Source organism: Nostoc sp. ChiQUE02, assembly GCF_034531305.2.
In the GTDB taxonomy this organism is placed as follows: domain Bacteria; phylum Cyanobacteriota; class Cyanobacteriia; order Cyanobacteriales; family Nostocaceae; genus Nostoc.
The window spans coordinates 1-18,612 of sequence record NZ_JAVRBN020000014.1 but is presented as its reverse complement, the minus strand read 5'-3'; the positions used below and the strand labels follow the sequence as shown (position 1 = coordinate 18,612).

At 44.0% G+C, this 18,612-nt stretch carries 13 protein-coding genes and 1 pseudogene; 8 read left to right on the top strand and 6 right to left on the bottom strand.

The window, feature by feature from the left end; genetic code table 11:
- Positions 1-227: 227 nt before the first annotated feature.
- Together RM347_RS16290 and RM347_RS16285 are read left to right on the top strand one after the other, a co-directional pair.
- On the top strand, positions 228-2,828 hold the full coding sequence (locus tag RM347_RS16290; protein WP_322716091.1) for an ATP-binding protein: 2,601 nt from the start codon (positions 228-230) through the stop codon (positions 2,826-2,828).
- Complete coding sequence (locus RM347_RS16285; RefSeq protein WP_322716090.1) at positions 2,828-3,019, top strand: DUF4351 domain-containing protein; 192 nt, start codon at positions 2,828-2,830, stop codon at positions 3,017-3,019. Before RM347_RS16290 ends, RM347_RS16285 begins: the two co-directional genes overlap by 1 nt.
- Before the next feature lie 183 nt (positions 3,020-3,202).
- Here RM347_RS16285 and ndhD1 read toward each other — a convergent pair whose 3' ends face one another.
- The 4 genes from ndhD1 to RM347_RS16265 form a co-directional block, all read right to left on the bottom strand.
- Positions 3,203-4,780, bottom strand: a complete 1,578-nt coding sequence (gene ndhD1 / locus RM347_RS16280; protein WP_322716089.1) for a photosynthetic/respiratory NAD(P)H-quinone oxidoreductase subunit D1 — start codon at positions 4,778-4,780, stop codon at positions 3,203-3,205.
- 311 nt (positions 4,781-5,091) lie between these two features.
- Positions 5,092-7,194, bottom strand: a complete 2,103-nt coding sequence (locus RM347_RS16275) for an NAD(P)H-quinone oxidoreductase subunit 5 (protein WP_322716088.1) — start codon at positions 7,192-7,194, stop codon at positions 5,092-5,094.
- Between the two features lie 199 nt (positions 7,195-7,393).
- Positions 7,394-7,780 carry a thioredoxin family protein gene (locus RM347_RS16270; RefSeq protein ID WP_322716087.1) on the bottom strand — a complete coding sequence of 129 codons (387 nt, stop codon included), beginning with the start codon at positions 7,778-7,780 and terminating at the stop codon, positions 7,394-7,396.
- Positions 7,781-8,215: 435 nt separating this feature from the next.
- Positions 8,216-8,932, bottom strand: coding sequence for an NnrU family protein (locus tag RM347_RS16265; RefSeq protein WP_322716086.1), 717 nt, complete (start codon positions 8,930-8,932; stop codon positions 8,216-8,218).
- A gap of 212 nt (positions 8,933-9,144) precedes the next feature.
- Between RM347_RS16265 and RM347_RS16260 the strand changes: the two genes are divergently transcribed.
- The 5 genes and pseudogenes from RM347_RS16260 (at position 9,145) to RM347_RS16240 (ending at position 15,171) form a co-directional block, all read left to right on the top strand.
- Positions 9,145-10,158, top strand: coding sequence for a LysR family transcriptional regulator (locus RM347_RS16260; protein WP_322716085.1), 1,014 nt, complete (start codon positions 9,145-9,147; stop codon positions 10,156-10,158).
- A gap of 261 nt (positions 10,159-10,419) precedes the next feature.
- On the top strand, positions 10,420-11,823 hold the full coding sequence (locus RM347_RS16255; RefSeq protein ID WP_322716084.1) for a serine/threonine-protein kinase: 1,404 nt from the start codon (positions 10,420-10,422) through the stop codon (positions 11,821-11,823).
- 26 nt (positions 11,824-11,849) lie between these two features.
- A pseudogene (locus RM347_RS16250) lies at positions 11,850-12,374 on the top strand (substrate-binding domain-containing protein); the annotation flags it as partial.
- A 73-nt stretch (positions 12,375-12,447) separates the two neighbouring features.
- Positions 12,448-13,833: an ABC transporter substrate-binding protein gene (locus tag RM347_RS16245; protein WP_322716082.1), complete on the top strand. Its 1,386-nt coding sequence runs from the start codon at positions 12,448-12,450 to the stop codon at positions 13,831-13,833.
- Positions 13,834-14,124: 291 nt separating this feature from the next.
- Positions 14,125-15,171: a PstS family phosphate ABC transporter substrate-binding protein gene (locus RM347_RS16240; protein ID WP_322716081.1), complete on the top strand. Its 1,047-nt coding sequence runs from the start codon at positions 14,125-14,127 to the stop codon at positions 15,169-15,171.
- A 78-nt stretch (positions 15,172-15,249) separates the two neighbouring features.
- Here RM347_RS16240 and RM347_RS16235 read toward each other — a convergent pair whose 3' ends face one another.
- Positions 15,250-15,969, bottom strand: a complete 720-nt coding sequence (locus RM347_RS16235; RefSeq protein ID WP_012412419.1) for a Crp/Fnr family transcriptional regulator — start codon at positions 15,967-15,969, stop codon at positions 15,250-15,252.
- 525 nt (positions 15,970-16,494) lie between these two features.
- On the opposite strand from RM347_RS16235, the gene RM347_RS16230 reads away from it, so the two are divergent.
- Positions 16,495-17,286: a DALR anticodon-binding domain-containing protein gene (locus RM347_RS16230; protein ID WP_322716080.1), complete on the top strand. Its 792-nt coding sequence runs from the start codon at positions 16,495-16,497 to the stop codon at positions 17,284-17,286.
- 179 nt (positions 17,287-17,465) lie between these two features.
- On the opposite strand, the gene RM347_RS16225 is transcribed toward RM347_RS16230, so the two are convergent.
- On the bottom strand, positions 17,466-18,335 hold the full coding sequence (locus RM347_RS16225) for a Cof-type HAD-IIB family hydrolase (RefSeq protein WP_322716079.1): 870 nt from the start codon (positions 18,333-18,335) through the stop codon (positions 17,466-17,468).
- Positions 18,336-18,612: the final 277 nt, after the last annotated feature.

Sequence of the window (18,612 nt, the reverse complement as noted above, 5' to 3'; positions counted from 1 at the left end):
TACCAGAGTGTCTAACTGACAATAGCAAAAAAGGGTGGAATATTGTTCAACTAGAACATTCCAGAAGTCGCAGAGTATTCAATTTCATGGTGAATTTGGTAGCTGGGCTGATTACCTATACCTACCAGGAGAAAAAGTCTTCTCTCAACCTTGACTCAGAAAATGTCGCACAGCTGGAACTTAGCTGATTTTTAGCCCGATTTTTGAGTCGTACTTAAGTATCAGATATGTCACCACAGATCCATTCGCAAATTTTAATCAAAAATTTCCTAACGGTTTTTTTGCCATTGTCAGCGTTAGTTGGGGGTATTTTAGGGACTATCTACTACCAGCAGATACAAACTGAGAAAGTTGTATTAAAAACCAATGAACTCGGCAAGGTAGATTTACAAACAAAAGTAATCAGCGGAGACTTTCACTCGGTTGTATCAGATTTGATCGTTATTTCTAGACAAAATGAGTTACAGGGTATTTTAAAAAGAGTAGATGGAGAACAACAGGCACTTTCCAAAGAATTCTTATTATTTTCTCGATATAAAAAACTTTACGACCAAATTCGCTTTTTAGATCAATCAGGTAAGGAAGTTGTCAGAGTTAACTTCAAACAGGGTGAACCAGAGATTGTCCCTGAAGAAAAACTGCAAGTGCAAGCCAAGCGCTACTGGTTTAATGACACTTTGCGGCTGAACCAAGGACAAGTGTTTGTCTCTCCCCTTGACCTGAATATTGAACGAGGTCAGGTTGAACAACCCCTCAAACCAATGATCCGCTTTGGCACTCCCGTTTTTGATAGCCGTGGACAGAAACGAGGCATTGTCGTGTTGAATTATTTCGGCAGCAAACTGCTGGATAATTTTAATCAAGCCCTCGCTAACGCCACTAGCCAGGGAATGCTGCTGAATGCTGATGGTTACTGGTTAAAAGGGGCGAAATCTGAGGATGAATGGGGATTTATGTTTCCCGATCGCAAAAACCGCACTTTTGGCAAAACTTTTCCCCAAGCATGGCAGCAAATTTCTCAAAAAGAATCGGGACAATTCCAAACTGCTGAGGGAATGTTCACTTTTACTACAGTCTACCCGCTTGTCGAAGGGCAAAAATCTAGTACGGGAGCAGGGCAGGCTTTTGCCGCAAGCCAAAATCAAATTGACACTAAGTCTTATCACTGGAAGATTGTCTCATGGGTGTCGCCAGAGACATTAGCGACTAAATCAAACCGATTTTTGAGTCAATTGCTACTCCTATATGCTGGGTTGGTAGGACTAATTGGCATTGGTTCTTGGCTACTAGCAAGAGCTAGTGTCAATCGTCAGATGGCCCAGGAAGAGTTAAGGCAGTCTGAAGCCCAGTTGCGAGAGCTAGTTGAGCGGGAAAAAATTCTGAAAACTTGTCTATCTAGTCAAATTCGTAATTCGCTGGATCTAAATACGATTTTGAGTACAGTAGTGGGTGAAGTTCGGGAACTGCTCCAAATTGATCGATGCCAGTTTCTTTGGTGTAATAAAGAAGATGAATCTACTAGCTTTGAACTCAGTCAGCAAGCTTGCGCTCCCGATTTACCAGAACCCTTGGGCTGTTCTCCTATCCAGAATGTGGAAGCACTGAGTGAGGCTGTTCTGGAAGGGAATTTGCTTTGCTTTGATGACATTGCTACAGATTCCTGGCTTGATTCCAGGAATCGGAATTTACTGGTGACATTGGGCTTTAAGTCTCTACTAACAGTTTCGGTGCAAACTCAGTCGGGTCGCTTAGGTGTGATTGTCTGCGAACATAGTAGGGCGCTTCGTTCCTGGAGTGATGATGAGGTGGAACTGATTCGAGGTGTGGCTGACCAGTTAGCGATCGCCATTGACCAGGCACAATTGTATAATCAAAGCCGCGATGCTACTGCTGCTGCTACTGCTCAGGCAGAACAACTCAACCAAGCTTTGCACAATCTCAAAGAAACCCAAGCTCAACTAATTCAGACCGAAAAAATGTCGAGTTTAGGTCAATTAGTGGCTGGTGTAGCTCACGAAATCAATAACCCAGTTAACTTCATTTACGGCAACCTTACTCATGTAAATGAATATACACTAGGCTTACTGGAACTGGTAGAACTCTATCAAAAGTCTAATCCTAATCCAACATCTGAGGTACAAGCTCATATAGAAGCGATCGACCTTGATTTTATGGCTGAGGATCTACCTAAAATATTAGTTTCAATGAAAATGGGAGCTAATCGCATTCGTGAAATAGTTCTATCCTTGCGGAATTTTTCTCGACTTGACGAGGCGGATATGAAGCCTGTCAACATTCATGAAGGTATTGATAGTACACTGCTGATTTTACAAAATCGCTTCAAACAAACGCCTGGAAATACCGGAATTGAAATAGTAAAAGAATATGGTGATATTCCGTTAGTAGAGTGCTATGCTGGACAACTCAATCAGGTGTTTATGAATCTGATCAGTAATGCCATTGACGCCCTGGATAGTTGTAACAGTCAGCGAACTGCTGAGGATATAGAAGCTAACCCCAGCCAAATTGTAATACGTACTAAGTTACGCAACTCGGATCGCATAACTGTACAAATTGTAGATAATGGCCCTGGCATGACCGAAGTAGTTAAACAACGATTATTTGACCCTTTCTTTACCACAAAAGCCGCAGGTAAAGGCACAGGATTAGGACTGGCAATTAGCGCTCAGATTGTCACAGAAAAACACAACGGATCTATTTGGTGTATTTCGGAACCAGGACAGGGAGCAGAGTTTTGGGTTGAGATTCCGATTCAGCAAAGTTCTAAGCTAGCTACTGTAAGTACTACTACTCTATCCAGACTTTGATGCTACTCTGGGCAAATAACAGGCTTATTTTAAAGTTACTACAAAGACGAGTGGGAGAATTATCACCACAATTGCAAGAGCGTATCCAATCTCTTTCTTTAAATAAGTTAGAAACCCTTGGTGAAGTTTTGTTGGATTTTACTGCTATGGAAGATTTACTTTACTGGTTGCAAACAAATCAATCAGTTTAAAATCTATTTTTATGAAAATTGTAAAAAATAAATCTACTCACTTACCTCATACAGGATTTTTAAACTCAGTTCGATGATTTTTTGACTTTACCGAATTAAAAGTTTCGAGTGAGTAACAAAAAGGGCAGGTATAAAACCCGCCCTCAAAGTAATAAATATTTAAACTAAACTAGCGATCGCAACTTAATTAGCGATTTGGGGCGCACTCAAAGAAACCTTTGCTGCTTCTTCTTTTTGCTGTGCTAATGTCGGCACGGAATCACGCAATCTTGCCGTCAATTGTACAGTTGTAGCGTCATACATTTGAGTCAGCAACTTAGGATAGAAACCAATACCAATAATTGGCACTAACAAACAAGCAATAATAAATACTTCGCGGGGTTCAGCATCTATTAAAGCTTGGTGAGAAACTAATTCCTTGTTCTCTTCTCCGTAGAAAATTTCCCGCAACATCGACAGCAGATAAATGGGAGTTAAAATCACTCCAACTGCCATCAAGAACACCACAATGACTTTGAAAGTAGAGCTATAAGCATCGCTAGTAGCAAAGCCAACAAATACCATTAATTCTGCCACGAAACCGCTCATCCCTGGCAATGCCAAAGAAGCCATTGAACAGGTGGTGAACATGGCGAAAATCTTCGGCATTCTCTTACCAACACCACCCATTTCATCCAACATCAGAGTGTGTGTGCGATCGTAAGTTGCGCCAACGAGGAAGAACAAACTCGCCCCAATTAACCCGTGGGAAACCATTTGCAACACTGCCCCACTCAATCCCAAATCGGTGAAGGAGGCAATACCAATCATCACAAAGCCCATGTGAGAAATTGAGGAGTAAGCAATTTTTCGCTTGAGGTTTCGCTGGGCAAAGGATGTTAGGGCAGCGTAAATGATATTAACTACCCCCAAAACCACCAACACTGGTGCAAAAAAGGCGTGGGCGTCGGGGAGCATTTGGGCATTCATCCGAATTAAGGCGTAACCGCCCATTTTCAGCAGAATACCTGCCAATAACATGTGTACGGGTGCTGTTGCTTCACCGTGGGCATCAGGTAGCCAAGTGTGCAAGGGAATAATCGGCAACTTGACGGCGTAGGCAATCAAGAAGCCAGCATAGAGGGCAAGTTGAAAATTGAGGGCGAAATCTTTGAGGGCGAGCGATCGCATATCAAACGTCACCGTATCGCCGTAAAATCCCATTGTCAGGGCAGACAGCAAAATAAACAGCGAACCGCCAGCGGTGTATAAAATAAATTTGGTCGCTGCATATTGCCGCCTTTTGCCTCCCCAAATCGACAGCAGAAAGTATATCGGTACTAGTTCCAGTTCCCACACCAGGAAAAATAACAGCATATCCTGGACAGCGAACACGGCAATCTGACCGCCATACATCGCCAAAATCAAGAAGTAAAATAGCTTCGGCTTGAAGGTAACAGGCCAAGCTGCTAAAATCGCCAGCGTGGTAATGAATCCAGTCAAAATAATTAGGGGCATAGATAAACCATCAGCCCCTACTGACCAATTCAAATCTAGTTGGGGTACCCAGGGGTAACTCTCCACCAACTGCAAATCTGGATTGGAGAAATCATACCCAGTATAAAAAGCATAAACAATTAGTGCAAAATCTATCAGCCCTACGATTAGGGAGTACCAGCGCACTGTTTTGCCTTCTTTATCCGGGATGATGGGAATCAGTAGTGACGCCGCTATCGGAAACAGAATAATCGTCGTCAGCCACGGAAAATTAGCTGTATTCATGGCAATTGGTCTGCTATCAAAATCATGTTTGGCAAAAAGTCACTAGCTATTAACTAACAGCTTTTTGGGGATTTGGTCTTGCTCGTTAGGTTGATTTAATAAAAATAAAGAAAGATGAAGGTAGGTAAATGTATATCCTTGCCTTCATCTTTAGTGAGTGCTGAGTCATGAGTGCTAAGTGCTGAGTCATGAGTAGAGTACTGAGGTGAAGGTGTAGATTTTGCTGAGTAAAGATAGTGTATTTCCATCTTCACTCAGCGCTCGGCATGGGCTAAACGCCCCACTACCGCTAACAGCACTCAGCACTAAAACTAGGTGACACCAAAGACAATCACTAAGCCCAAAACCGCCCCAAACACAATCAAGGCATAAAATTGAGCGCGACCGTTTTCTAGGTACTTCAGACCTTCACCGCTAACAAGGGTGAAAAAGCCTGTGAGGTTAACAGCACCATCGACAACGCGGAAGTCAACTTCCATAACTTGTCTGGCTACGCGACGCAAGCCGAGGACAAAAACCCGATGGTAAATGTCATCAAAGTACCACTTGTTGAGGGATAACTCATAAAGTGGTTGGATTTTAGCAGCGATCGCAGCCGGGTCAATCTTACGGCGCAAATACATCAGCGAAGCTAAGGTAATCGCAATCAAGGAAATTCCCACTGAGGCACCCGCCATAATGTAGAATTCCGTCGGATTGAACTCGGCGGTTTTTTCTAGAACTTCGGTGAGAGTTTCGCTAGGAGGAAAGATAAACTCTTCAAAATAATTGGCGTAGGGAGTTCCCACCAAACCAATGAAAATCGAAGGCACAGCCAACAGTGCCAACGGCAGAGTCATTGTCCACGGAGACTCGTGAGGCGAGTCGCTGTGATGCCCGTGGGAGTCATGGGAGTCGTGGTGCTCACTAGTTGCCGCCAATTCTCCTTTCTTCATCGCCCCAGGCCCAAAATTCGGGACTGGTTCTTCTGACTCTAATTCCAGGACAATTGTCGCCGCAGCCTTCTTGAGTTTTTCCTTGATTTTTTCGTCAGTACCCCGGAATTTGCCTTCAAATGTCATGAAATACATTCTAAACATATAGAAAGCTGTAATCCCAGCAGTTAGCCAGCCGATAAACCAGAGAAGTGGGTTAGCCTCAAAAGCCTTCCCCAAAATTTCATCTTTTGACCAGAAACCAGCAAAGGGTGGAATACCAGAAATTGCCAAGCAACCAATCAAAAAGGTAGTTGCTGTAACGGGCATGTACTTCCGCAGTCCGCCCATCAAGCGCATATCTTGAGCTAGGGCAGGGTCGTGACCAACAACACCTTCCATGCCGTGAATTACTGAACCTGAACCCAAGAACAGCATCGCCTTGAAATAGGCGTGGGTCATCAGGTGGAATAGTCCAGCACTGTAGGAGCCTATTCCCATTGCCATCACCATGTAACCGAGTTGGGAAATGGTGGAGTAAGCCAAGCCCTTTTTGATGTCGTTTTGGGTAATCGCAATGGTTGCCCCCAAAAACGCTGTAAACGCCCCAGTAAAGGCAATGACATTCATTGCGGCTGGAACGTCTTCAAATACTGGGTACATCCGAGCAATAAGGAAAACACCCGCTGCCACCATTGTTGCCGCGTGAATCAAGGCAGAAATGGGGGTGGGGCCTTCCATTGCATCTGGTAGCCAGACATGGAGAGGGAATTGGGCTGATTTAGCAACTGGCCCTAAGAAAACTAAAATCGCAAACAGGACAGCGAGAAAATTGCTGATAGAACCTGATTGCACAAGTTGGGCGAGGCGATCGCCCATAACAGTAAAATCAAAGCTGCCTGTTGCCCAAAACAGCCCCAAAATGCCCAGCAGGAGACCAAAGTCGCCCACGCGGTTGGTGACAAACGCTTTTTGAGCGGCATCTGCTGCTGACTTGCGATCGTACCAAAAGCCGACCAGCAAGTAGGAACACATCCCGACCAGTTCCCAGAATATATAAATCTGTACTAGGTTGGGACTGACCACCAGACCTAACATTGAGGAGCCAAACAAACTGAGATAGGCGTAAAACCTCACGTAACCGGGATCGTGAGCCATGTAGCCATCGGTGTAAATCATGACTAACAAGGCTACCGTTGTTACAATCACCAGCATTAGGGCTGTCAGGTGGTCAATAGTGTAGCCCATGCTCAGGTGAAAATTACCTGCTGCCGCCCACTCCAAGGTGCGAATATAAGGCGCGTGTCCTTGAATTTGACTCCATAGCAAGGCAAACGACAGCCCCATAGCTGCTCCCATCATGGAGATAATCACCACAGCGTTAAGCTGCCGTAGGCGGTTTGTCACCTGATTCAACGAGATTAACCCTAGACCGACCAGCATTGCCCCAAAAAGAGGGAACACCGGAATCAGCCAGGCATACTGATAGATTACTTCCATCACTGACGCCTACTTTTAGAATTCTTGAATAGCGTGTCGAAACTGTTAATAATTGTGACACACACCCTTTAGGATAAAATAACCCACCCAAGGCTGATTGGGTGGGGTGTTAAGCATGGTTTTAGATTTGCCGAGAATACTTCTGAATGCTGAGTGCCCGGTCCTGAGTTTAATTATTACTCACGACTGGGCACTCTCTTCAAGCTGACCGACACTCTAAGTCCACTGTTTTTGAACTTTTGTAGATTTTAGGGCAATTGCTGTAACTGGCTTTAATGTCTTCTAAAGCTAGACGTAAATCTTCTCTGCCGCGAAAGCCTTCCAAGCGATGGCGAACAGCGCCGTTTTCAATCAATAGTAAAGTGGGTAGTGATTTTAGCCTATAAGTAGTAGACAATTTAAAATTTTGATCGGCGTTAACCCCAACTAATTTAATTTCTTCCCCGCATTGGGCTTGAAATTGCAACAACAGTGGGTGAATAATCCGACACAAGCCACACCAAGGTGCTTCAAAATTAACTAAAACAGGAATAGGAGATTCTAAAACTTCTTGAGTAAATGTCCGCTCACTAACCGACAACACCATGACGCCTCTTGGTTTATAAGGTTTTTATATCAAACTAGCTATCAGCACTGAAGTGAAGGATTGGCAAGTCAGTAACTGGCGATAGATGCTTTCAGGACACAAATTTCAGGACACAAAATAATTAGGCAAAAATTGAGCGCGTTAATGTGTCTCTGACAAAAAAGCCACCGTTGAAGTCGCGCTGGCTTTTTTGAATGTTAAACTCCTGATTGCCGTGGTCAGACTGGGGATTTGACTGAATCTGCTACTTTCTCCCAAGGTTAAAGACAACTGACCGACGACTACCAATATAAAATCTCAAGCTGACTTAACGCACCCCCACTGAATAGATGTTTGAATTTATCCTACATTGATTTGGGGCAATTGATAAGCTGAAATTTTCATCTATTTGGGATTTTTTTGAGATTTTTTCCTGACATTGGGGATCGCCTAGAGTTACCATCCTATCCTACTAGTTGCTTCCAGCAACAGAGGGTGCGACCACCAAAGCAAAGCTATAAAAATGGCAACTCCCAAATAGGCAGGGCGGAGAAATTCCTGCCATTTGAGAGATTGACGCCCGTCAATAATTGCTTTAAAGGGAATAATTGAAGTCCGCTGTTTGGCAATTTCAAAGGCTTCTCCATAGCGATCGCTCAAGCGACGATCCCCGTGCCAAACCCCAAACAAGTGATGCAACACCAATCCAATGGAAGTTACCAGGGTAAAGGTAGTACCCAGCCACAGAGTATGGGCAACACACCAGATTATTTGTCCCACCATCTGGGGATGACGGGTAATCCGAATAATTCCTGTTTCGTAGAGATGAACTTGGGGCTTTTGAATAGCAGCAATTTCTAGTAGATTGAAGGTAGCAGGATATAAAAACAAAAACGAGATTGCTGACAGCAGCCAAACAAATTCTCGCACTCCTAGCACCCCTTGTACCTGCCAAAGTTGCAAACCATCATAGCGGTGCCCAAAAAAGTAAATAATTAATATCACAGCCAACGGTAGGCTGACTAATGCAAAGAGAATGCGATAAAGCCTTGGGCCAATGTATTTTTCTGCCCAAGGGCGCAAAGCAGCGCCTCCACTATGAGCGATCGCAAAAACTATTTGTAACCCCAGTATGACAAAATGACTGGGTGTCAACCAAGAAATCAGCAGCATATACACGGGTGAAGTAATTTAAAGAAAACTGAATTCAGTACAACCAATACCACAAAGTATTCAAAAGGGGACTTTAGTCAAGATGTTGTGCTACTGTCTTTTTCGAGTCAAGCCTTCAAGTTTAATATGCAACAAATCATGTCCGGCTGATTGCTGCCAAACCGGATTTATTGCGTGCATCCGCTCCTTTAAAAGTTTGTGGGTTGAGCCTTATGTCTGACCTTCCTTTCACTTTAGATCAGTTACGTATCCTGAAAGCGATCGCACAAGAAGGAAGCTTCAAGCGTGCCGCTGATAGTCTTTACGTTTCCCAGCCAGCCGTGAGTTTGCAAGTGCAAAATCTCGAACGGCAGCTAGATGTCCCCTTATTCGACCGTGGAGGACGACGCGCCCAATTAACTGAAGCCGGGCATCTACTTTTAAGCTACGGTGAAAAAATCCTCAGTCTGTGTCAGGAAACCTGCCGCGCGATCGAGGATTTACAAAATCTCCAAGGCGGTACTTTGATTGTCGGTGCTTCTCAAACCACCGGCACTTATCTTTTGCCCAGAATGATTGGTATGTTCCGACAAAAATATCCGGATGTGGCAGTGCAATTACATGTTCACTCTACCCGGCGGACTGCTTGGAGTGTCGCGAACGGACAAGTTGATCTGGCGATTATCGGCGGTGAAATTCCTGGTGAACTGTCAGAATCTTTAGAAATTATTTCTTACGCTGAAGACGAACTAGCGCTGATTTTACCTGTCTTTCATCCCTTTGCCAAACTTGAAAAAATCCAAAAAGAAGACCTATATAAATTACAATTCATTGCCCTAGATTCCCAATCGACTATCCGCAAAGTAATTGACCAAGTGCTAGCACGCTGTGAAATTGATACTAGACGTTTTAAGGTTGAAATGGAATTGAATTCCATTGAAGCAATTAAAAATGCTGTGCAATCTGGTTTGGGGGCTGCCTTTGTTTCAACTAGTGCGATCGCTAAAGAGTTACAAATGGGCGTTCTGCATTGTGCCAACATTGAAGGCGTTGTCGTCAAACGGACACTATGGCTGATTTTTAATCCCAATCGCTATAGATCCAAGGCCGCAGAAGCCTTTAGTCAAGAAATTTTGCCCCAGTTTGCGAACCCAGGATGGAATCAAGATGTGTTAAAATTAACACAAAAAAACATAGTGTTAGCTACATTGGATGCAGCAACGCCTATCTCCTCCGGCGAAGACTAACAATCCGATCATTAGTCCTACCCTTAGGGCGTCTATGTCATTTGTCCTATGTTTTTTGTAAATGACCAATGACCAAATAATTCGTAATTCGTAATTCGTAATTATTATCTCCTAGCTTTTCGCATAGCCTGTCGTAGGCAAGCTAGGAATTTGATATCAGCAAAAAAGTTTCCTGTTCTTGATCAAGAGATTTAGTTTCTATATAACCTGAGTGAACTAATACGAATTACGAATTATTTTGACTAATGACTAATCAAGAAAATGGAAGTTTACTGTACTCGTCCACGTTGCCCACGTCCACAGAACTATTTTGCCGATTTAGATGATATTACAACGCTGAAAACAACCCAGCAAAAGTATTGCACTACCTGTGGTATGCCACTGATGCTAGATGGTCGATACGTACCAATGAAGCTGCTGGGAAGGGGCGGGTTTGGAGCAGCTTTTTTGGCACGCGATCGCCGAATACCGGGAATGCGTCAATGCGTGGTTAAGCAGTTTCAACCAGCGGGAAATTTAACCTTAACTCAACTGCAACAAGCGCAGTTAATGTTTGAGAGAGAGGCAGAAGTTTTAGCACAACTTGGTAACGACCACGAACAAATTCCTGACTTGTTTGCTTTCTTTCCAGTGATAGTTAATAGCTTGCAACCAGGACAGCAAGACCAATTTTTTTACTTGGTGCAAGAATACATTGATGGGCAAAACCTAGAGGAAGAATTAGTTCAGCAGGGAAAATTTTCTGAACAGCAAGTGTTGGAGGTGCTGCAAGAAATCCTGAAGGTGCTAAAGTTTGTCCATTATAGAGGAATTATCCACAGAGATATTAAACCCTCTAACATCATGCGCCGTCGTGACGGTAGACTTTTTCTACTAGATTTTGGCGCAGTTAAGCAAGTAACAAATGTTGCACTTGGTTCTGCTGCCTCTTCCACAGGAATTTATTCTATGGGATTTGCACCCCCTGAACAGATGGCTGGGGGCCAAGTATTCCCATCTACAGACTTATACGCGCTGGCTGTAACTGTTATTACCTTGTTAACAAATCAGGAAGCAATTCAACTGTTTGATGCCTATAGTAACCAGTGGAAATGGCGAACCCAGGTAACTGTCAAGCCTCGTCTTGCTGACATATTAGACAAGATGTTGCTACCTGCTGCTAATCAGCGCTTCCAGTCAGCCCAGGAGGTTTTAGATGCACTTAACTCACAGGCAGCTCAAGCCCCTACACAACTTAATTCGCCCTCTGTAACACTTCCGCCACAACCACCCAAAGGTTCTAGTCCCGTCGTCCCCCGCCCTTCACCAACTCAACCAGCGTTTTCTACAGTGGAATTGTTGGGTGGAGCGGCATTTAGTGGATTTGAGGGTGCATTGATCGCGATCGCCCTCTTCAGTCTAGTAAAATCACCAATAGTTACTTTAAGTGTTGCATCTGTAATTTTGGGAATACTAATATTTGCCCAAACCAGGCGGTGGATTGAAAAGTTTGATTTATTAATTATTCCAACAATTACTTTTGGGATTATTTTTTTTGTCCCCTTTTTACGGGGGGGTCTTGACATTCTCTCAGTAGTTATTTTAGCAGTTGCAGCAGGCTTAGTAGCTATTTCACTGACAGCCGTATTTCGACTTATTTATAAATTATTATCTCTGTTACTTTAAAAAAATCCTGGTGCTAACAGCCACCTATGTCTCAGAAAAACGAAACACTTAGTCTTTTCTTAGCCGTTGTCATCACCATTGGTTTAATCTTTGGTGGTCTATGGTTTCTTATGGAACGGTGGGCACAATTAAGTGGAACTATTCCTAAGTCTTCGGGGAGTGGCAACACAAGTAATCCCATAAACCAGTTTGTCAACAGATGTAACGTGGCAAATCTTCCACAGGGGACATTCAACTATGGTGGTAGTAAAACCTGGGCACCCATCCGTAAAGAGGCAGACTCCGTACTGCAAAGCCTCTGCCCTCAATTTACTTTACGCTACACTCAACCTCCTTCAGGTAAACCAGGATCTGGAACTGGTATTCGGATGTTGATAGATAATCAACTAGCTTTTTCTCAATCTTCTCGCTCAGTTAAAGCTGAAGAAAATACAGAAGCTAAACAAAAAGAATTTAATTTGAAAGAAATTTCGGTGGCGATTGATGGTATTGCGATCGCAGTTAACCACAATCTCAACATCCCTGGTTTAACTGTTGCCCAACTCAAAGACAAGTAGTTCGCTTGTTATTTCAAGACATAAGATTTACAAATAATAAACTTTTCTTCTTTATTCAAATTTGTTCATGTCACAAAAGAATGAAACCACAATTTTAGCTTTGACCCTGCTGCTGACAGTTGGAATAGTTGGCGGTGGTTTTTGGTGGTTTACTAACAATGGGGTCAAAATTGGTAATACCATCACTCAAAATCAACAAACAGGTAGCAAAGACCGCATTAGTTTTGGGGAAAAATCCTTTACTCCAGGTGAGATTTCTCCAGTGAAAAAAGAAGGAGTACAGGCGATCGCTGCTAAAAGTTATGACAAAGCGATCGTCAATTTCACAGCTGCCCTAAAACTCAACCGGAACGATCCAGAAACACTAATTTTTCTTAACAACGCCCGCATCGGTTCTTCCAAGAGCTACACCATTGTGGCTTCTGTACCATTCGGCACTGACCCTAATACTTCTTTAGAAATTTTACGTGGAATCGCCCAAGCCCAAAATCAAGTTAATAGCTCTGGAGGAGTCAAGGGAGTACCGTTGAGGGTAGGGATAGCTAACGACGACGACAATCCAGAAATAGCCAAGCAAATCGCTTCTAACCTAGTCAGCAATTCCGAAGTATTAGGTGTAGTTGGACCGAATACTAGCGATTCCACCTTAGCCGCAGGTACTATCTATACTTCTGGACAACTTGTAGCAATTTCCCCTACCAGCACATCTGTAAAAATTTCTAACTTTAGCCGCTACGTTTTTCGCACGGTTCCCAGTGATTTTATGGCTGCGAGAAGTTTAGCCAACTATATGGTGAGAACCTTGCAGAAAAAAAATGCAGTGGTTTTCTTTAATTCTCAGAGTAACTATAGCCAGTCTTTAAAGTCGGAGTTTGTTTCATCTGTTTCCCTAGAGGGTGGACAGGTATCCAGCGAATTTGACTTATCCAAGGCGGATTTTAGTGCAGCTAAAAGTGTAGAACAAGCAACTAAGCAAGGTGCAGAAGTGTTGATGTTAGCTGCTAACACTGAAACTCTGGATAAAGCGCTGCAAGTAATTCAGATTAACCAGAAACGGTTAACTCTGCTGGGGGGAGATGATGTTTACACCGCTAAAACTTTAGAAATTGGCAGAGAGCAAGCTACGGGGATGGTAGTGGCAGTTCCCTGGCATATTGATGGCGATCCTAAGTCAGATTTTCCTCAGAAATCGCGGCAACTATGGGGTGGTGATGTGAGTTGGCGAAGTGCCCTCAGCTATGATGCCACTGTAGCTCTGATTGCGGCATTAGAACGCAATCCCACACGATCGGGAGTTCAACAAGCACTCTTCTCCTCTGACTTTTCTACCAGCGGCGCTTCTGGCACAATTCGATTTTTAGCATCAGGCGATCGCAATGCGCCAGTCCAACTTGTAAAAATTGTTCCGGGTTCTCGCTCCCGCACTGGTTATGACTTTGAACCAGTACGATAATCAGCAATAAAAAATTAAAACTTAACCAATACTTAACCTGGGAAAACCCTCAAGATGGGAAATTAAGCCTTATGGGGAAAAATTTTACTGTCAACTTTTTCTCACCAGCACTCAAATCTTGAGACAAGAGACGAATAATCCAGGTGAAATTTATTATACATTGGCTTCTAAAGTAGTCAGAAGTTAGGATTTGTCAGAATTTGCTAACAAAACACCCGTCTTCCAAATACAATCTCAAGTAGCAAGCACCTATCAAGCACTTATATTGAATGGACGCGGGAGTAATTTGCTATGTCCCAAAAAAATGAAATACCTATTCTTGTATTATCAATTTTAATCACTGTCGGGCTAATAGCTGGCGGTTTTTGGTGGTTCAGCAGAAAGTCTGGTGTGGAGATAAATAAAATTAGTTCTGGAAACACCAACACGCCCCAAGCCGCATCAGGAAAACCTAGCAGCGGGACTTTCACCTCAGTACAGGATGTTCCTACAGGATTATTCAATTACGGAGGCAGTACATCTTGGGCACCGATTCGACTAGTAGTTGATCCAGCAATTCAAGCTGCGCGGCCAGAGCTACGGCTGCGCTATGTAGAACCCAGCAATGCATCTCCTGGTTCTGGTACTGGCATCCAGTCCTTGATAGACGGTCAACTAGCCTTTGTCCAATCCTCACGACCAGTTTTAGATCAGGAATTAAGCCGTGCCCAGCAGCGTGGGTTCAGTTTGAAACAAATTCCTGTGGCAATTGATGGTTTAGCATTTGCAGTTAACCCCAACTTGAATATCCCAGGATTAACGGTAGACCAGTTAAAGTCAATTTACACCGGAAAAATCAATAATTGGAGCCAGGTGGGCGGCCCCAATATCCCGATTAAGCCCTATTCCCGCCGCATTGCTGATGGCGGTACAGTCGAACTTTTTGTCCAAGATATCTTGGGTGGTCAAGCTTTCAGCTCCAATGTGGAATTTGTCTCGACAACCACCCAAGCCTTGCAAAAATTGGCTGGTAGTCCTGGCAGCATCTACTACGCTTCTGCCCCAGAAGTGATTCCTCAATGCTCAATCAAAGCCTTGCCGTTGGGGCGGACGCAAGGGCAATACATTGCTCCATACCAAGAACCTTCTGTCCTCCCGTCTGAATGTCCTGGTAAACGGAACAAATTGAACATTGAAGCTTTCCAATCAGGAAAATACCCGATTACCCGCAATCTGTTTGTGGTGGTCAAACAGAATGGTCAGACTGAGCAGCAAGCAGGTGTCGCTTACGCCAACTTACTGCTGACTGAACAGGGACAGGAACTGATTACCCAAGCTGGGTTTGTTAAAGTTCGCTGACACCTGCGATCGCCTCCGGCGAGGCGGAGCCTATCGTACTCAGACAGAGTGGCGGAAATCGCCGCTCTGAACTGTGCTTTAACCAGCTCTATTAATCGACTCTGCTGGCAAGCAAATGAGATTATCCCCTTGAGTCAGGATTAAGCCACGTTGACGCAGCTTACCCATCAAGCGGGTGACGGTGACACGAGTGGAACCAATCGCGCTACCAATTTGGGCATGGGTGAGGGGGAAAGGCAAACAATAACCGCGAATCACATCAGGATCAGTGTCGCTCATTGCTGGCTCTCCATATTCCTCAATCAACAATGTGAGAAATCCTAAGAGTCGGTCAATTGTGCGGCGTTGTCCCAAGGCACTCAGCCACAGCAGCTTACGCTGGTGCTGATACCTAAAGGCATCCATAACTTCGCGACGGAAGTGAGGCCAATTGTCTAAATCATGCCAGTACATCCACAGCACCGCAGTTTGGTCAACATGGGCGTAAGCCTGGAGTGTGAATGGTGATTGGGCAACAATTTCAAATGGCTGTCCCGCTCCCACAAAACCCAAGAACGCTTCTTCTGGAGTTCTGTTGATTCGTCGAGACGTTAGCTGACTAGCAGTCGCACTAACTTGGGCGGTTCCTACCATGCGGATCGCACCCCTTTGCACCAAATACAGCAATCCAGGTCGAGCTGGAATGCGCTCATCTTTGCTAAAGGTACGGCAGCGATAGTGTTCTTGAGCCCAGTCAAGAATGCGTTGCCAAGTCAAAAAAGGCCGTGATGCCTCAGAAAAGGAGGATGGAGATTGCATAGGTAACAAAGAGCGTTCGGCTGAAGACAAAGACGTAAATAAAAGGGTGCAAGGAGTGTCTTTGTGTTGGCGAGGCAGGCTTAACGCCTAACAGCGCCAGCCAATCCAAAGAATAGAAAGCAAATTACTCTCTACTCTTTTGTTATACTTCCTACTGTACAATGATGGTAGTAAAGTTTACTTACTATTCATCGATTATTCATCAAATTTTATCCTCTTCTCATTTTTCTTCATCTAAATTAAATTTATACCGCAAGGTAGATGACAGAAAAGTAACAAATATATTTTACATGATTATTTCAATAAAATTACGTGCATTATAAATTACTAGTTAGCAAATATACGTCCATTAAACAGCTAATATGGAGTTATTTAATAAAATCACTAAGTATTAATACTTGCAGACGAAAATATATATGCACAAAAGATGAAAAAATCCCTCTATATAAAGGTAGAGATGATAATAGAGTTTTGTATATCTCAGGTGTAGCTCTGCGACTATCAAAATCTCAGAATCGAAAAGCGATGGAACTTGCCAGTGCGATCGCCTCAGATACATCAGGGATTTGTGGGGACGTTTTTAGCATTCAAATAGTTCCCCCTGGTTGGATACATTTTGAATTGACTCACTCAACCTTAGCGACTTGGTTACAAAATCTCGCAGTCGGAAGTTCAGGGGGAGAGGGGGAGATGGGGGGCAGGGAGCAGGGAACAGGGGAGGCAGGGGAGGCAGGGGAGGCAGGGGAGCAGGGAGCGGGGAGCAAGGGAGAAAAGTTTTCCCCTCTGCCCTCTGCATCCCGCCCCGATGACTCTTTTCAATGCCCAATACAACTCTTGGAGAGGCTGCGCTCAGTACAAGTGCCCAATTTGTTTACTGTTCAATACACCCATGCACGCTGCTGTTCACTAGTGCTTCTGGCTCACCGAGAGGGATTGATTAAACTTAAAGAACCAGTTCCAAATACTAGTCCAGCTTTTTGGGATGTTATCTCTCCCAACCCTCTACCTTGGCTCAACTGTGACGGAACACTGCGGCTAAATCACCCAGATGAGCGTCGTCTAATTAGCGAATTAATACAAGTGGTAGACAACATAGAGTGCCCTGATATTGGCGGTTCTGTGAAATGGGAAAAAGTAGCACTGAATTTGAGCCAGGCCTTTGAAAAGTTCTGGTCTAATTGCCGGATTTGGGGTGAGGTGAAAATTACATCACCAGAGCTAGCCCAAGCCAGACTCGGATTGCTCATGGCTACTCAGTCAGTATTAAGATTTGTCCTAGAGGAAAACCTGGGTGTTTTTGCGCCTTTGGAGTTATAAATCGGTAATGTCGCTTAGGTAAAAATAAAAACTTTAATATAGCTATTGACTCAATGCATCACCTCGGCTACATTAGCAGGTGTGTGAGGAGCGAACCAGCAGGGGCACCGAGACGAAACACGGCCAGTCGTCGGTGTCCTTTCTGATTTATATGGGTTACGTCTGAAAAAGTGCCCTCACTAGAGCAAAAACTTTTCAATTGCTACTGCTGCTCCATCTTCTTCTACACTAGGAGCTACCCACTGCGCGATCGCTTGCACTCCTGCTGGTGCATTGCCCATAGCTACACCAAGTCCGGCATACTCTAGCATTTCCGCATCGTTAAAGTTATCGCCAATCGCCATAACATTGGCTAACTGTAATCCCAATAATTCTTCGGCTAGGTAACGTACAGCAGTCCCCTTATTCACAGAGGCGTTAGTTGCTTCAAAAAAGGTAGCAACAGATGTTGTCAGATAAAGTTCAGCAGGTGTGTATTGGCGGCGCAAATTGCCCAATAGCTTGTCGATTACATCTGTGTCATCAGACAAAGCAAGAATTTTTGTCGGTTCATTTGTTAAAGTTTGGCGCAAATCACCCACGGGAATCGCGGTAACACCAGAACGTTCTGCATAAATTTGGGTTTCTCTAGTTAACTCACGGACGTATAGCTGATCATTGATGTAAAAGTGGACAGATAGGAGCGATCGCAACTCAGGCTGTTCAAAATAGTCGAGTAGCTGGTGGGCAATTTCCCTGGAAACAGCCCAATGGCGATGAACTTTTTGGGTGATCGGGTCTTGAATCCAGGCTCCCTGATAGGCCATTAATGGTAAGGTAGAGCCGATGTCTTCGTGGAAGCGCAAGGCTGAACGATACATTCGACCTGTAGCGATCGCTACTTGAATTCCTCGTGCTTGGGCCGCAACAATTGCTTGCTTTACAGGTTCACTGAGAGTGTTAGAGTGTCCAGCGATCGTGCCATCTATATCCAAAACTAGTAGTTTAATGTCTTTTGCAGCAGCCTGATAATCAGTAGATGCCAAATGTGTGGCAGATGCTTTCTGCATAATTTCCTAGATTTTAAGTTCCAGTAAGAGGTTAACAGGCTCTAGCGACCAGTGGGGAGTAGTAGAAAAAATTGGGTTCTCTAGTCAACCCAATTTTCCTACTTTGAAGATGCTAAGTCTATATAGCGGTTCTCAGTTGGGTGCAATATAGTAACAGCAGTGAGTGAACCATCCAATAATGTCTTTTTTGGTGACTGCATCTAGGGCAGTTGTAATAGCTTCATCTAACTCAAGATAAGTTCTAGCAGCTTGCGATCGCAAAAATTCTTTGACTTTT

What these genes read in the sequence shown, in the direction of transcription:
- RM347_RS16230 (WP_322716080.1), top strand. Translation starts at nt 16,495, where the DNA reads ATGGAACTTGCCAGTGCGATCGCCTCAGATACATCAGGGATTTGTGGG.
- RM347_RS16285 (WP_322716090.1), top strand. Translation starts at nt 2,828, where the DNA reads ATGCTACTCTGGGCAAATAACAGGCTTATTTTAAAGTTACTACAAAGA.
- RM347_RS16290 (WP_322716091.1), top strand. Translation starts at nt 228, where the DNA reads ATGTCACCACAGATCCATTCGCAAATTTTAATCAAAAATTTCCTAACG.
- RM347_RS16270 (WP_322716087.1), bottom strand. Translation starts at nt 7,780, where the DNA reads ATGGTGTTGTCGGTTAGTGAGCGGACATTTACTCAAGAAGTTTTAGAA.
- ndhD1 (WP_322716089.1), bottom strand. Translation starts at nt 4,780, where the DNA reads ATGAATACAGCTAATTTTCCGTGGCTGACGACGATTATTCTGTTTCCG.
- RM347_RS16260 (WP_322716085.1), top strand. Translation starts at nt 9,145, where the DNA reads ATGTCTGACCTTCCTTTCACTTTAGATCAGTTACGTATCCTGAAAGCG.
- RM347_RS16275 (WP_322716088.1), bottom strand. Translation starts at nt 7,194, where the DNA reads ATGGAAGTAATCTATCAGTATGCCTGGCTGATTCCGGTGTTCCCTCTT.
- RM347_RS16255 (WP_322716084.1), top strand. Translation starts at nt 10,420, where the DNA reads ATGGAAGTTTACTGTACTCGTCCACGTTGCCCACGTCCACAGAACTAT.
- RM347_RS16225 (WP_322716079.1), bottom strand. Translation starts at nt 18,335, where the DNA reads ATGCAGAAAGCATCTGCCACACATTTGGCATCTACTGATTATCAGGCT.
- RM347_RS16240 (WP_322716081.1), top strand. Translation starts at nt 14,125, where the DNA reads ATGTCCCAAAAAAATGAAATACCTATTCTTGTATTATCAATTTTAATC.
- RM347_RS16235 (WP_012412419.1), bottom strand. Translation starts at nt 15,969, where the DNA reads ATGCAATCTCCATCCTCCTTTTCTGAGGCATCACGGCCTTTTTTGACT.
- RM347_RS16245 (WP_322716082.1), top strand. Translation starts at nt 12,448, where the DNA reads ATGTCACAAAAGAATGAAACCACAATTTTAGCTTTGACCCTGCTGCTG.
- RM347_RS16265 (WP_322716086.1), bottom strand. Translation starts at nt 8,932, where the DNA reads ATGCTGCTGATTTCTTGGTTGACACCCAGTCATTTTGTCATACTGGGG.